Raw genomic sequence first — 13,950 nt, 5'->3', positions numbered from 1 at the left:
TCACTTGACCGCTGCCTGAGCCGAAGTGAGCGCGTCCTTCGGGGACTTCGAGCCGCTCAGGGCGGACTGGACGGCTTTCCACAGCTGCTCGGATATCTTGGGGTACCTGGTGCCCAGGTCGTCGCTGGTACGTCCCCGGGCCGCCTCGACCGCGTCGACCCACGGCTTCAGCTCGGCGTTCGCCGCGACCTGCTTGTCCTGCACCTCCCTCGTGGGAGCCACGTACGACAGCGTGGTGTCGGTGTCGTACAGGTTCTGGGTGCTGGTCAGGCAGGTCACCAGCTTCCGGGAGGTGGCGTAGCGGCCGGTGTCGCCCTGGACCGGGACCGTGACGAACTCGCCGCCGGTCGGGGCGGCGGCGTTGCCTCCGCCGGCGGCCGGTACGGGCAGGACTCCGTAGTCGAAGCCCGCCTTCCGGGCGTTGGCCAGCTGCCAGGTGCCGTTCTCCGCGAAGGCGTAGTCGCCGCCGGCGAACTCCTGCCAGCTGGTGGTCTGGGTGTTGTTGATGACCGAGTTGGGGGCATATCCCTGCTTCAGCCAGTCCTTCCACAGCGCCAGTGCGGAGACGGCCTCGGCGGAGTCGAGTTCGGTCAGCTTCGCGCCCGCGCCCCAGAACCACGGGAGGAACTGGAAGCTGCCCTCCTCCGTGCCGATCGCGGAGAAGGTGATGCCCTTCTTGCCCGCCCCCTTCACCTTCGCCAGCGCCGCCGTCAGCGAGGGCCAGTCCTTGACCGAGGCGATGTCGACACCGGCCTCCTTCAGCACCTCCTTGTTGTAGTAGAGGGCGAGGGTGTTGGCGCCGATCGGGGTGCCGTAGGTCTTGCCGCCGGACTGTCCGGCCGCGAGCAGGTTGGGGTCCACCTTCGAGGTGTCGAGCTTGGTGTCGTCGGTGGTGGTGAGCACGCCCGCCTCGGCCAGCGTCGACACCACCGGGTTGTCGACGACGAGGACGTCCGGGGAGTTGCCCTGCTGGGCCGCGAACAGCGTCTTGTTGGCCAGGTCGCTGGTGTCGAAGCCGGTCCGCTTGATCTTCACGCCGGCCTGGGTGCCGCACTTGTCCAGCAGGTTCGGCCAGGCCGCGCCCTTGGCGAACTGCGGGTAGGGGTCCCAGATCGTGTACGTGCCGCTGTCCGCGCCGCCTGCGCCCGAGCCGCCCGAGCCGGAGGAGCAGGCCGTGCCGGTGGCGGCGAGGGCGATCGTCAGGGCAACGGCGGCGAGGTGCCGTCTGGGGGAGCTGTGCATCGCGGGTTCCTTCGTTCATGGCAGGAGGTGCCGATGGGGCATGGAGGTGCCGAGGCAGGGGCGATGTGGGGAGAACGGGCACGCCGAAGGGAGGCGGTGGGGGGATGGGCGTACGGGAGGAGGGCGGGGTCGGGTCAGCGCTGCGGGGCGCCGGAGGCGGGGCCGGTGCTGGCTCGCAGGGAGATCGGGGGTGCCAGGAGGTGGTGCCGGGCTGGGGCGTCCGGGGTGTCCAGCCGCTCGACCAGCAGTTCGACGGCGCGCCGGCCCATCTCCGCCGCCGGCACGTCCGCCGCGGTGAGCTGCGGGGTCACCGTCTCCGCCCACCGGCTCGCCACCACTCCGGTGACGGAGAAGTCACGCGGCACATGGCGGCCCGCCTGGGCGAGACCTCGGTACAGTCCGCCCAGCGCGGCCTCGTTGAGCGTGACCAGAGCGGTGGTCTCCGGGTCGTCGTGCAGGATCCGCTCCAGGCATGCCTGGCCCGAGGCGGCGTCGTCCCCGCAGCAGTACGTCCGCACCGTCAGCCCGCGCTCGGCCGCGGCCTTGGTGAAGCCGTCCAGGCCGCGGTGCGCGGACTCGTATCCGGCCCGCAGCAGCTGTTCGGGCCGGTTGACGAAGGCGACCCTGCGGTGGCCGAGGTCGGCGAGATGGTGGACGCACGCCGCCGCCAGGGCCGTGTGGTCCAGGCCCACCCACCAGCCGCCCTCCGGACGGGCGGTGCGGCCGATGGCGACGGCCGGGAAGTCCAGCGCGGCCAGGTGGTCGACCCGGTCGTCCGCCAGCCTGATCTCCATCAGGATGGCGCCGTCGACCCGCCGCTCCCCCAGCAGCCGCTGGAACGACCGGTCGCTGTCCACGCCGCTCGGTGACAGCAGCACGTCGTAGTCGTGGGCCGCGGCGGCCTCGACGACACTGCCGATGAACTCCAGCTGCATCCCGGTGTAGTGGGGGCCGGCCGGCGGGAAGACGAGGCCGATGGTGCTGGTCCGGCCGTTGGCCAGGGCGCGGGCACTGGCGCTGGGCCGGTATCCCAGCTCGTCGACGACCTGCTGGATCTTCCGGCGCGTGTCGTCCGACACCGGCCGCTTGCCGCTCAGCGCGTAGGACACGGTGCTCCGCGAGACACCGGCCCGTCGGGCGATCTCACCGATGTTCACGGGAACTCCTTGCTCGAATTGCTCGAACCGGTTCGACACCTCGTCGTACAGCAGGTTACCGGTCAGGTGGGTCGGGGGGTGCGGAGGAGAGCGACTCCCGGTTGTCGAACCGGTTCGCATGAAGTGACGGTAGAAACCACCACGGACGGCTGTCAACACCCGGCGATCCACTTCTCGCATCGCCCCTGAAGGCCCGGGATGTGGTGACACACAGGTTGCGCCAGAGGTATTGCTGGGCGATCTCCCCCGGTGCTAGCTTCCACAACCCAGTCGAACCGGTTCGACTTCTTTCGCCCAGTCCACGCCATACTGAATCCACGGAGACCTCAGTGCGACGAAGCAGAACGACGGCGGCGGGTGCCGCCGTGACGGCGGTCCTCGCCACCCTCCTGACCGGCCCTGCCGCCGGAACCGCCGGGGCGGCGGAACCGGAACGGCTGGTCATCGACCTCGGCACCGACACCGGCGCCTTCCACGGCGGCGCCGCCGGCTCGCTCTACGGCGTCTACGGCGACGGCGTGCCCAGCCGCAACCTCATCGAGGGCATGCGTCTGCGGACGGTGTCCACCAAGGCCCAGGACGGTCCGCAGCATCCGGGAGCGGACGCGCTGGAGATGCTGCCGCCGTTCGTGGACTCGGGCGGCAAGGACGTCTACATCTACATGACCGACATCTACCGCGGCTTCCCCTACCAGTGGCCGGGCGCGGACGGTCCCGCACGGCTCGCGGACTTCAAGGCGAAGATCAGGAAACAGGTCGAGCAGGTCAGGACGATGGGCGCCTACAAGGACCACGTCGTCTACGTCCCGTTCAACGAGCCCGAGGGCAACATGTTCGGGACCGGCGAGTGGAGCTACGACAAGGTCTCCTGGCTCAAGGACCCGCAGCAGTACTTCGCGGCCTGGAAGGAGACCTACCACCTCATCAAGAGCCTCGACCCGGAGGCCCGGATCGCCGGCCCCAACACCTCCGTCCTCTTCGACCAGGTCAAGGGCTTCCTCAAGTACGCCAAGGACAACGACGTGGTGCCGGACGTGATGACCTGGCACGAGCTGTCCTCGCCCGCCACGGTGCGCACGAGCGTCGCCAAGTACCGGCAGTGGGAGCGCGAGATCGGGATCGGCCCGCTGCCGATCAACGTCAACGAGTACGGGCACAACTTCCACCTCTCCGTGCCCGGCCAGGTCGTCCAGTGGGTCTCCGCCATCGAGGAGTCCAAGATCGACGCCGATCTGGCCTACTGGAACATCGACGGCAACCTCAACGACTCCGCCGTGGAGGCCAACAAGGGCAACGGCCAGTGGTGGCTGTTCAACGCCTACGGCCAGATGTCCGGGCACACCGTCCAGGTGACCGCCCCGCACCCCAACCAGCAGTACACCCTCCAGGGCGTGGCCACCCTCGACCAGGGCAAGAAGCAGTCCCGGGCGCTCTTCGGCGGCAAGAGCGGAGACGCGGACGTCGTCTTCCGCAACATCGACCGCGACCTGTTCGGCACGAAGGTGCGCGCCACCGTGCAGGAGATCCCCTGGACCGGGCAGGTCGGCGATTCGGCGCAGCCGCTCCGGCTCGCCGACCAGGAGGTCGCGGTCGGCGAGGACGGCACCGTCACCCTGCCGATGACCGGCATGAACGAGATGTCCGCCTACCAGGTCATCCTCTCCCCCGGCGGGAACGGCTCGACGCCGGACGCACCCTCGGTGGGCTGGCGCAGGACGTACGAGGCGGAGAACGCCACGTACACCGGCAAGGGCTACTCCAGGAACGGCCCCGAGGGCACACCGTCCGACGTCGGCAAGTTCGCGACATCGGGCGCCTACAACGTGGGCGGGCTGCGCACCGGCTCCGACGGGGTCCTCGCCTTCGATGTCGAGGTCCCGCGGGACGGTACGTACGACCTGAGTGTGTTCGCCAACTCCTACAACCTGTACGACCTGGTGAAGGAGCAGGGCCCCACCAACGTCTTCCTGCGCGTCGACGACAAGGACCCACAGGAGCTGCGGCTGCCACTGGGCTACAAGTGGGTGGTGTGGGGCCACACCGACACCACGGTGAGGCTGACGGCCGGACGGCACAAGATCACGCTCGCCGCGCAGGACCCCGACCTCGGTGTCACCAAGGGTGACGCGATCATCGACAAGATCGACCTCGCCCTGCGCGACGAAAAGGTGACCGCGCCGGCGATCTACGAGGCCGAGTACGCGACGCTCGGCGCGAGCGTCCCCGGCTACGGCTACGCCGGTGCCTCCGGGCCGGGCGCCGTTCCGCTGCCGAAGGGCGCGTCCGCGACGTTCTGGGTCCACTCCCCCGTCGACGGTGAATCGACCGTGTCCGTCGACCACTTGGGCGGCGGCCGGGCGAGCCTGGCGCTCAACGGCGAGCCTCTCGACGTGCCGAAGGCGGGAGGCACCAGGAAGGGCACGGACACGGTCCGGCTGTTCCTGTCCGGCGGCATCAACAAGATCACGGTGACGGGCAGGTCCGGCGCGCTGGTCCTGGACCGGCTACGGGTGGCCAGGTCCCAGGACACGCTGAAGCCCACCGTGTACCAGGCCGAGAACGGGACGCTCTCCGGGGCGGCCAAGGTGACCGACGCCTACACCTTCGCGACGAACGGCAAGGCCGTCACGGACATCGGTGACGGAAAGGCCAACGCCCTCACCCTCGACGTGGTCGCCGCCAAGCCGGGCCGGCATGCGCTGACCATCCGCTACTCGAACGCCGAGCAGGCACCCGCCACCCACTACAACCCCGACCCGATCGCCCGCCACGCCGATCTGTCCGTCAACGGAGCGCCGGCCCGACGCGTGCTGTTCCCCACCACCTTCCACTTCAACAACTTCTGGGAGCTGACCGTTCCGGTCACCCTGAAGAAGGGCGCGAACCGTCTCACCTTCACCGCGGAGGAACTCCCGGACTTCGACGGCGACACCTACAACCAGTACGACCAGCGATCGCCGTACGCGCCGGTGATCGACCAGGTCGCCGTCACACCGCTGGCAGCCGGGTGACGACAGCCGGTCGGCCCGCGTGGTTCGCCTCGTCCAGCCCGGTGCGGACGCGGCGGCCACGCGGGCCCCGCTCTCGACGGCTCCGTCGATGAAGCCGGCCCGGCTGTCGGATCAGCCAGGTCTCCCGGGGCACCCACCGGGTCTCAGATCCAGGTGTCGAGCCACATCCTGGCGTGCCAGTCGGCGTACGGGATCGTCTGCCCGGTGTAGACCGGGAAGAAGTGGACGAAGTTCCAGGCGATGAGCAGTACCAGCGCGCCCGCCGGCACCGCACCCCACATCCGGCGTCTCTCCCCCGCCCCCGGCGGACCCAGCAGCGCGCCCAGCGTCATCGCCCCGGCCAGGACGGCGACGAGTACGGGCCCCAGCCAGGCCGTCGGCCGCGCGGCTCCGTGCCCCCGTGCGGGCCGGGGAAAGGGAGGGACGAGAAGGTCGCGGGTGTCGGCCCGACGGCCGGCGACGTATCCGAACTGGCGCAGACGTGCCCGCCAGTTGTCGGGTGCCGCCGGCGTAGGGATGCCGTCGAGGACGTGGGCACGCGACACGCTGCTACTCGTCATCGGACGACCTCAGTCGTACGACGTCGATCGGATGACTTGGGCCTCATGGCCATGGGCAAGCTCCCAAGCTCCCCAGTCGCAGCAATAGCTGAACGACTGCGACCCTGCTGCTCGATGGCGCACCCGTAGGGCGTGGGCGGCCATCGCCCCCCGCGCGACCTGCGCGCCGCCTTCGGCGTCGCCTCTCCAGCGGCCCCGGCTCTCCGCCGACCCCCGCCTCCGGCTCACCGACCTGATCGCCGAGCCCCCGCACACCACCGGGCGCCGGGCGGAGACACCGGCCCGGGTGGACGAGTTGGCCACCACCGTCGGCCTGACGCCGGACCTGCTGAGCCGTCCCAGCCGGTCAGGGTGAGATCCCGGAAACATCGCGTTCACAGCAGTCGAACCCCCACGGAAACAACCGCTTTCTAACGTGGCGGCCCGTGGGATCGGAGTCGTATACAGGCCCTCCTGACGGCTCATGACGATCCGTCGACTCCCCCGTCCTGCCGACGACGCCAAGCGGGGCTCCCACGCATCCCCCCACCACCCGAACCGAGCGCCACCGGGAGGCGTGACATGAGCACCACAGAGTCACGGTCGGCAACGACAGACCCGACACCATCCGCCGACCAGGCGGTCAAGGAGACTCTGGAGGACTACACCCTCCGCTTCGCGCCGCGCAGTTACCGCCGCTGGAGCCCCATGGTCGTGGCCACCACCGCCCTCGGCGGCATCGCCTACATGGCCGACTTCTCCATCGGCGCCGGCATCGGCCTGGCCCACGGCACCGGGAACGCGCTGATCGCCATCGCGGTGGCGGCGGTCGTCATCTTCGTGACCGGCTTCCCGCTGGCCTACTACGGGGCCCGCTACAACATCGACCTGGACCTCATCACCCGCGGTTCCGGCTTCGGCTACTTCGGTTCGGTCCTCACCAGTGTCATCTTCGCCAGCTTCACCTTCATCTTCTTCGCCCTCGAAGGCTCGATCATGGCCCAGGGCCTGAAGCTGGGCCTCGGACTGCCGCTGTGGCTGGGCTACCTGGTCTCCACCCTCATGGTGATCCCGCTGGTGATCTACGGCATGAAGGCGCTGAGCAAGCTCCAGGTGTGGACCACGCCGATCTGGCTGCTGCTGATGGTCGGCCCGCTGGTCTACCTGGTCGCCACCGACCCGGGCACGGTCGACCGCTTCCTCGCCTACGCCGGCACCGACGGAGAGGGCGGCGTCAACACCGCCGCCGTGCTGCTCGGCGCGGGCGTGTGTCTCTCCCTGATCGCACAGATCGGCGAGCAGATCGACTACCTGCGCTTCATGCCGCCCAAGACCGAGGCGAACAAGCGCGCCTGGTGGACGGCCGTGGTCATGGCCGGTCCCGGCTGGGTGGTGCTCGGCGCCCTGAAGCAGGCCATCGGCGTCTTCCTCGCGGTCTACATCCTGGCCGAGGTCGGTCCGACCGCCGCGCCCGAGCCGATCCAGCAGTTCAAGCACGCCTTCGACGCGATGATGCCGTCCTGGATCGTCCTCCCGCTGGCCGTGGCGCTGGTCGTGATCAGCCAGATCAAGATCAACGTGACGAACGCCTACTCCGGCTCCCTCGCCTGGACGAACTCCTTCACCCGGGTCACCGGACGCTACCCGGGCCGGATGGTCTTCGTCCTGGTCAACCTGGCCTTCGCGCTGGTGCTGATGGAGGCCGACATGTTCAGCTTCCTCAACAGCATCCTGGGCTTCTACTCGAACTGCGCCATCGCCTGGGTCGTCACGGTCGCCACCGACATCGGCGTCAACAAGTACCTGCTGAAGCTCTCCCCGCTGCAGCCCGAGTTCCGCCGCGGCATGCTCTACGCCGTCAACCCCGTCGGCGTGGTGGCCTTCGTCGCCGCCTCCGGCCTCTCCATCGCCATGTACTTCCACGCACTCGGCGACACCCTTCAGCCGTACTCCCCCGTGGCCGCCGCCCTCATCGCCTTCGTCCTCACCCCGCTGATGGCGATCGTCACCAAGGGCAGGTACTACCTGCGCCGCACCGACGACGGCATCGACGAGCCGCTCCTGGACGAGGACGGCAACCCCAGCGCCGTCACCTACGACTGCCATGTGTGCCGACAGCAGTTCGAGCGCCCCGACGTGGCGGCCTGCCAGACGCACGACGCCGTGGTCTGCTCCCTGTGCCTGAGCACGGACAAGCTCGGCGACCACGTACTGCCGGCCGCACCCACCGTCGCCTGACGGCACTTCACCCCGGGGACACGGCGAAGGGCTCCCGCGAGCGGGTGCTCGCGGGAGCCCTTCGCCGTGTCACATGCGGCGGCGGTGCCTCACTCGCCGCCCTCCAGGTCACCCTCCGTCTCCAGGTACACCTGGCGCAGCGCCTCCAGCACCGCCGGGTCCGGCTTCTCCCACATCCCGCGCGACTCCGCCTCCAGCAGCCGCTCGGCGATGCCGTGCAGGGCCCAGGGGTTGGCCTCCTGGAGGAACTCACGGTTGGTGGGGTCCAGGACGTAGGTCTCGGTGAGCTTGTCGTACATCCAGTCGGCGATCACGCCGGTCGTGGCGTCGTAGCCGAACAGGTAGTCCACGGTCGCGGCGAGTTCGAAGGCGCCCTTGTAGCCGTGGCGGCGCATCGCCTCGATCCACTTGGGGTTGACGACACGGGCGCGGAAGACACGCGAGGTCTCCTCGACCAGCGTGCGGGTGCGGACCGTCTCGGGCCGGGTGGAGTCACCGATGTACGCCTCGGGCGCGGTGCCGCGCAGTGCGCGCACCGTGGCCACCATGCCACCGTGGTACTGGAAGTAGTCGTCGGAATCGGCGATGTCGTGCTCGCGGGTGTCCGTGTTCTTCGCCGCGACCGCGATGCGCTTGTACGCCGTCTCCATCTCGTCGCGCGCCGGGCGGCCATCGAGTTCGCGGCCGTAGGCGTAGCCGCCCCAGACCGTGTAGACCTCGGCGAGGTCGGCGTCGGTGCGCCAGTCGCGGGAGTCGATGAGCTGGAGCAGTCCGGCGCCGTAGGTACCGGGGCGGGAGCCGAAGATACGGGTGGTGGCGCGGCGTTCGTCGCCGTGGGCCGCCAGGTCGGACTGGACGTGGGCGCGTACGTGGTTGACCTCGGCGGGCTCTTCCAGCGAGGCGGCCAGCCGTACGGCGTCGTCCAGCAGCCCGATCGTGTGCGGGAAGGCGTCCCTGAAGAAGCCCGAGATCCGCAGGGTCACGTCGATGCGCGGGCGGCCCAACTCCTCGTACGGGATGGCCTCCAGGCCCGTCACCCGGCGGGAGGCGTCGTCCCAGACCGGGCGGACGCCGAGCAGCGCGAGGGCCTCGGCGACGTCGTCACCGGCCGTGCGCATCGCGCTCGTGCCCCACAGGGAGAGACCGACGGAGGTGGGCCATTCGCCGTTGTCGGTGCGGTAGCGCTCCAGCAGCGAGTCCGCGAGGGCCTGGCCGGTCTCCCACGCGAGGCGGGACGGGACGGCCTTCGGGTCGACGGAATAGAAGTTGCGGCCCGTCGGAAGGACGTTGACCAGGCCGCGCAGGGGGGACCCGGAGGGCCCGGCGGGGACGAAGCCGCCATTGAGGGCGTGCAGGGCGTGGTCGATTTCCGCGGTGGTCGCGGCGAGCCGCGGGACGACCTCGCGGGCGGCGAACTCCAGGATGGCGGCGACCTGTTCGCCGTGCTCGGTGGGTACGGCGGCCGGGTCCCAGCCCGCGTCGTCCATCGCCTGGACCAGGGCGCGGGCCTTCTCCTCCGCCTCGTCGGCGGTCGTACGGGTCGCGGCGGACTCGTCGAGGCCGAGAGCTTCACGCAGGCCGGGCAGGGCGGTGGTGCCGCCCCAGATCTGGCGGGCGCGGAGGATGGCGAGGACGAGGTTGACGCGGTCGCCGCCCTGCGGCGGCGCGCCGAGGACGTGCAGGCCGTCGCGGATCTGGGCGTCCTTGACCTCGCACAGCCAGCCGTCGACGTGCAGCAGGAAGTCGTCGAAGCCGTCGTCGTCGGGGCGGTCGGCCAGGCCGAGGTCGTGGTCGAGCTTGGCGGCCTGGATGAGGGTCCAGATCTGGGCGCGGATGGCCGGGAGCTTGGCCGGGTCCATGGAGGAGATCTGGGCGTACTCGTCGAGGAGTTGCTCCAGGCGCGCGATGTCGCCGTAGGAGTCGGCGCGGGCCATCGGCGGGACGAGGTGGTCGATGAGGGTGGCGTGGACGCGGCGCTTGGCCTGGGTGCCCTCGCCGGGGTCGTTGACCAGGAACGGGTAGATCAGGGGCAGGTCGCCGAGGGCGGCGTCGGGGCCGCAGGCGGCGGACAGGCCGGCGTTCTTGCCGGGCAGCCACTCCAGGTTGCCGTGCTTGCCGAGGTGGATCATCGCGTCGGCGCCGAAACCGCCGTCCTCGGCGCGGGCGGCGATCCAGCGGTAGGCGGCCAGGTAGTGGTGCGAGGGCGGCAGGTCCGGGTCGTGGTAGATGGCGATGGGGTTCTCGCCGAAGCCGCGCGGGGGCTGGATGAGGATCAGCAGGTTGCCGAAGCGCAGGGCCGCGAGGACGATGTCGCCCTCCTTGTTGCGGCTGCGGTCGACGAACATCTCGCCGGGCGCCGGGCCCCAGTGCTCCTCGACGGACGTGCGCAGCTCCTCGGGAAGCGTGGCGAACCAGCGCCGGTAGTCGGCCGCCGGGATGCGCACCGGGTTGCGGGCCAACTGCTCCTCGGTGAGCCAGTCCTGGTCGTGGCCGCCGGCCTCGATGAGCGCGCGGATCAGCTCGTCGCCGTCGCCGGAGACCAGGCCGGGGATGTCGCTGTCGCCGAAGTCGTAGCCCTCGGCCACCAGCCGCCTGAGCAGCGCGACGGCGCTGGCGGGGGTGTCCAGGCCGACCGCGTTGCCGATCCGGGAGTGCTTGGTCGGGTAGGCGGACAGCACCAGGGCCAGGCGCTTGTCGGCGGCCGGGATGTGGCGAAGACGCGCGTGGCGTACGGCGATTCCGGCGACCCGGGCCGCGCGCTCGGGGTCGGCGACGTAGGCGGGCAGGCCGTCCTCGTCGATCTCCTTGAAGGAGAACGGCACGGTGATGAGCCGGCCGTCGAACTCGGGCACGGCGATCTGACTGGCGGCGTCCAGCGGGGAGACGCCCTCGTCGTTCTCCTCCCAGGCGGTGCGCGAACCGGTCAGGCACAGGGCCTGGAGGATCGGCACGTCGAGGGAGGTCAGGGCGCCCGCGTCCCAGGACTCGTCGTCGCCGCCGGCCGATGCCTCGGCGGGCTTGGTGCCGCCGGCGGCGAGGACGGTGGTGACGATGGCGTCGGCTGCGCGCAGTTCGTCGATGAGTTCGGGCTCGGGGGCCCGCAGTGAAGCGACGTACAGCGGCAGCGGCCGGGCGCCGGCCTCCTCGATCGCGTCGCACAGGGCGCCCACGAAGGCGGTGTTGCCGCTCATGTGGTGGGCGCGGTAGTAGAGCACGGCGATCGTCGGGCCGTCGGCGCGGGACTCGCGCTCCAGCGGGCCCCAGCTCGGCGCGGGCGCCGGTGCCTCGAAGCCGTGCCCGGTCAGCAGCACGGTGTCCGACAGGAAGCGGGCGAGCTGGTCCAGGTTGGCCGGGCCGCCGTGGGCGAGGTAGGCGTGGGCCTCGGCGGCGATGCCGACGGGGACCGTGGAGGCGGCCATCAGCTGGGCGTCCGGGGCCTGTTCGCCGGAGAGGACGACGACCGGGCGGCCGTCGGCGAGCAGCAGGTCGAGGCCCTCCTGCCAGGCGCGCAGACCACCGAGCAGGCGTACGACGACCAGGTCGACGCCGTCGAGGAGCGCGGGCAGGTCGTCGAGCGGGAGCCGGGCCGGGTTGGCGAAGCGGTACGGGACCGGGCCGTTCGCCGCGCGAGCGCTGAGCAGGTCGGTGTCGGACGTCGACAGGAGAAGGATCATGCGGCGTCGGCCTTCCTCGGGGTGTCCGCGCCCCGGGCGGTGTCTGACGGCGGGAGTTCCTGACTCACCCGACCCTGGCGGGGTGGGCTCACAGTGGCGGGACCGCGCCGGATTCGCACCGGCTTCCTCCCCTGTCGCCGTCGTGGCGGTGGCGGACCGGATGATCCACCGAGAAGCATAGTAAGGGGCGCGGGCAGGGGGCGCGGGAAGAGGCGTCGGCCTACCGAGGCGGCGCATACGGTCGGCGGGGCGGTCGGTATGCTCGCCGCCATGTCCACGCCGTCGATCCGACCGTCGTCCCAGGCCACAGGGGTCTCACGGGACCGGGGCGACGCATGCCCGGGCGCACTGAGGCTGCACACGGCGGACGACGGCGCACTCGCCCGGATCCGGATTCCCGGGGGTGTGCTTCAGGTCGGTCAGGCACGGGATCTCGGCCGGGCGGCGCGCGAACTGGGCGACGGGGAACTGCATCTGACCTCGCGGGGAAACGTCCAGCTGCGCGGTCTGACGACCGGCTGCGGCGGGGAGTTGGCGACCCGGCTGGACGCGGCTGGGCTGCTGCCGTCGTGGCGGCACGAGCGGGTGCGCAACGTGGTGGCCTCGCCCCTGTCCGGGCTGGACGGGCGCGGCTTCGCCGACGTACGGCCGTGGCTGCGGACGTTGGACGCGTTGCTGTGCGCGAGCGAGGCGGCGGCCCGGCTGTCCGGGCGGTTCCTGTTCGCGCTCGACGACGGGCGCGGGGACGTGGCGGGGCTCGATGCGGACGTGACGCTGCGGGCCGCGCCGGACGGGGGTGGGTGGCTGCGGATCGGGGCCGCCGGTTCCGTCGCCGTCCTGAGCGCCGAGGACGCGCCCAGGGCCGCGTTGCTGGCCGCCGAGGTGTTCCTGGAGGCGAGTGGCGGCCAGGTCTGGCGGGTGGCCGAACTTCCGTCGCCCGCCGAGGAGTTGACGCACGAGGTGGTACGGCGGCTGGGGGGCGGGCAGGTCTCGCCGGCCTGGCCGCTCGCGAGCGGCATCTCCCCCTCCCCCGGCGTCGTCACCGGCCCGGACGGCACGACGAGCCTCTCCGTTCTCGCCCCGCTGGGCCGCCTCACCGCGGCGCAGTGGACGGAGCTGACCGCGGCCGTGTCCGGGGAGCTGCGCCTCACACCCTGGCGCGGGGTGATCCTTCCCACAGTGCGCTCCGACCGGCTGCCCGGCCTAGACTCCGTCGGTCTGATCACGGACCCGGACTCCCCTTGGCTGGGCATCGGTGCCTGCATCGGACGGCCAGGTTGCGCCAAGTCGCGGGCGGACATCCGTACGGACGCGGCCGCGTCGCTCACCACGGGCGGCGGGCTGCCGGCGTACTGGTCCGGTTGCGAGCGCCGTTGCGGTCGCCCGCGCGGCGATCACGTGGACGTCGTCGCGGCCCCGGACGGCGGCTACCTGATCTCCGTCGTACGAGGCGGCCGGGTCCGCGCCACGACGACGACCGACAACCCATCGAAGCTCGCCGCCGACTTGGCGGCGGCCCGCACGCATGACCTGTAGGAGCACGGTGTTCGAGTACGAGAAGGACGGTGCGGCCATCTACCGCCAGTCCTTTGCCACCATCCGCGCGGAGGCGGACCTCGCGGGCCTGCCCGCCGACGTCAGTCAGGTCGCGGTCCGGATGATCCATGCCTGCGGGATGGTCGACCTGGTGCGCGACCTCGTGTACTCGCCGGGGGTGGTGGCCCGTGCCCGGGAGGCCCTGCGTGCGGGTGCGCCCATCTTCACCGATGTGCAGATGGTGGCGAGCGGTGTGACCCGCAAGCGGCTGCCCGCCGGCAACGACGTGCTGTGCACCCTGTCCGACCCGGCCGTCCCCGGGCTGGCCGCGCAGATGGGCACCACGCGCAGCGCGGCCGCCATGGAGCTGTGGCGGGACCGGCTGGAGGGCTCGGTGGTCGCGGTCGGGAACGCGCCGACCTCGCTGTTCCGGCTGCTGGAGATGATCGAGGAGGGCGCCCCGCGCCCGGCCGCCGTCATCGGCGTCCCGGTCGGCTTCGTCGGCGCGATGGAGTCCAAGGATGCCTTGGCCCAGCACGCGTCGGGCCTGGAG

At 71.1% G+C, this 13,950-nt stretch carries 7 protein-coding genes, 2 pseudogenes and 1 riboswitch; of the genes and pseudogenes, 5 read left to right on the top strand and 4 right to left on the bottom strand.

What is annotated here, in order from left to right:
* A complete protein-coding gene (locus ACFU95_RS22750; RefSeq protein ID WP_383830497.1) occupies positions 1-1,242 on the bottom strand; it encodes an extracellular solute-binding protein in 1,242 nt (413 codons plus the stop codon).
* A gap of 134 nt (positions 1,243-1,376) precedes the next feature.
* On the bottom strand, positions 1,377-2,399 hold the full coding sequence (locus tag ACFU95_RS22745; RefSeq protein ID WP_383830494.1) for a LacI family DNA-binding transcriptional regulator: 1,023 nt from the start codon (positions 2,397-2,399) through the stop codon (positions 1,377-1,379).
* A gap of 329 nt (positions 2,400-2,728) precedes the next feature.
* Between ACFU95_RS22745 and ACFU95_RS22740 the strand changes: the two genes are divergently transcribed.
* Complete coding sequence (locus ACFU95_RS22740) at positions 2,729-5,410, top strand: cellulosome protein (RefSeq protein ID WP_383830491.1); 2,682 nt, start codon at positions 2,729-2,731, stop codon at positions 5,408-5,410.
* A gap of 143 nt (positions 5,411-5,553) precedes the next feature.
* Here the strand turns inward: ACFU95_RS22740 and ACFU95_RS22735 are convergent.
* A pseudogene (locus tag ACFU95_RS22735) lies at positions 5,554-5,754 on the bottom strand (phospholipid carrier-dependent glycosyltransferase); the annotation flags it as partial.
* Positions 5,755-6,071: 317 nt separating this feature from the next.
* Between ACFU95_RS22735 and ACFU95_RS22730 the strand changes: the two are divergent.
* Together ACFU95_RS22730 and ACFU95_RS22725 are read left to right on the top strand one after the other, a co-directional pair.
* A pseudogene (locus ACFU95_RS22730) lies at positions 6,072-6,307 on the top strand (ABC transporter ATP-binding protein); the annotation flags it as partial.
* Positions 6,308-6,531: 224 nt separating this feature from the next.
* Positions 6,532-8,187, top strand: a complete 1,656-nt coding sequence (locus tag ACFU95_RS22725) for a purine-cytosine permease family protein (protein WP_383830488.1) — start codon at positions 6,532-6,534, stop codon at positions 8,185-8,187.
* Between the two features lie 89 nt (positions 8,188-8,276).
* Here ACFU95_RS22725 and cobN read toward each other — a convergent pair whose 3' ends face one another.
* Entirely contained in the window at positions 8,277-11,861 is a 3,585-nt protein-coding gene (gene cobN, locus ACFU95_RS22720) for a cobaltochelatase subunit CobN (RefSeq protein ID WP_383830485.1), read from the bottom strand.
* A gap of 30 nt (positions 11,862-11,891) precedes the next feature.
* Positions 11,892-12,037: riboswitch (cobalamin riboswitch) on the bottom strand.
* A 94-nt stretch (positions 12,038-12,131) separates the two neighbouring features.
* On the opposite strand from cobN, the gene ACFU95_RS22715 reads away from it, so the two are divergent.
* Positions 12,132-13,397, top strand: coding sequence for a cobalamin biosynthesis protein CobG (locus tag ACFU95_RS22715; protein WP_383830482.1), 1,266 nt, complete (start codon positions 12,132-12,134; stop codon positions 13,395-13,397).
* Positions 13,387-13,950, top strand: a 564-nt coding sequence (locus ACFU95_RS22710) for a precorrin-8X methylmutase (protein ID WP_383830479.1), incomplete at its 3' end; no start/stop codon positions are given. The genes ACFU95_RS22715 and ACFU95_RS22710, both read left to right, overlap by 11 nt.

It is taken from the genome of Streptomyces sp. NPDC057623 (genome assembly GCF_042800355.1).
Lineage (GTDB): Bacteria > Actinomycetota > Actinomycetes > Streptomycetales > Streptomycetaceae > Streptomyces.
Note: the sequence above shows the minus strand (reverse complement) of the source record. Positions and strands in the feature narration are given on the sequence as shown.